The following is a 1,205-nucleotide window of genomic DNA, read 5'->3' as shown; positions in this document are numbered from 1 at the left end:
GCCTAACGGCTAAAAAGTTAGGCGAATCAACGCTTGCGGAATTCCGCAAGCGACTATATACTGGGTAAAAGTAAGGAGAGATACTTATATGAAAAATATTAATGGATCAATACATTTAAAAAAACTTTTATTACTGATATTTGTTGGGATAGTGTTGGCTATAGTGTTATCTATATTTGTATTAGAAATAGATGAAGTTAGTAATAAGGTTGGAAAGTCAATGCCTAAATTTCTTATTAAATCCAGTGATGTGGTGTTTAATAAGGAAAATGTAAAAATAAATGTGTATATAACAAAAGAAAATAAAGCACAGGAAATTCCTTTGGAGGAATATGTAAAAGGCGTTGTGGCATCTGAAGTACCAGCAGAATTTTCTTTAGAAGCTTTAAAGGCACAGGCGGTAGCAGCAAGAACTTTTGCGTTAGCCCATATGGAATCTTTTGGAGGTCATAAGTATAAAAGTAATACTGGAGCTGATGTATCTGACACAACGCAGTGTCAAGTCTTTATGAATAAAGAAGATAGATTTAAAACTTGGGAGGTTAATAAAAGAGAGGAATATTGGAGCAAAATAACTAAAGCAGTTGAAGAAACTTCGGGAGAATATTTGACGTATGATAATAAATTAGTAATGGAACCATATTATTTTTCTGTAAGTAGTGGTAAAACTGAAGATTGTTTAGACGTGTTTTCAAATAATATTCCTTATCTAAAAAGTGTAAATAGTTCTGGAGAAGAAAGTGCATATAAACGAGAAAGTTCAGTTAAAGTATCATATAGTGAATTCATTAATAAAATAAATTCTAAATATACCAATTGTGGTTTGTCGATGTCCAATATAAAAAATCAAATTCAAATAAAATCCAAAACTAAGGGTGGTTCAATAAAGGAGATAGTAATAGGACAAGTTACTTTATCTGGTACTGAATTTAGAAGCATTATGGGGTTAAATTCTGCTAATTTTATTATTAAATTTAATGATAATAATATAGAGATAGATTGTAATGGTTATGGTCATGGTGTTGGAATGAGCCAGTGGGGAGCAAATGCTATGGCTAAGTCTGGAAGTAGCTATAAAGAAATATTAAAACATTATTATACTGGAGTTGAAATCAGTAAAATTTCACGTTAAAGAGGCATTGCCTCTTTTTTTATTTAGTAGGAATTTAAAACTTTTTTGCTCAAAAAAACATGCCGTTAGGCAT

The 1,205-nt window shown here is 30.8% G+C and carries 1 protein-coding gene; it reads left to right on the top strand.

Annotated elements, in window-relative coordinates; genetic code table 11:
- Window positions 1-88 precede the first annotated feature (88 nt).
- A complete protein-coding gene (gene spoIID, locus EG57_RS0225060) occupies window positions 89-1,132 on the top strand; it encodes a stage II sporulation protein D (protein WP_032079791.1) in 1,044 nt (347 codons plus the stop codon).
- Window positions 1,133-1,205: the final 73 nt, after the last annotated feature.

This window comes from Clostridium drakei (genome assembly GCF_000633595.2).
Classification (GTDB): Bacteria; Bacillota; Clostridia; order Clostridiales; family Clostridiaceae; genus Clostridium_AM; species Clostridium_AM drakei.
Note: the sequence above shows the minus strand (reverse complement) of the source record. Positions and strands in the feature narration are given on the sequence as shown.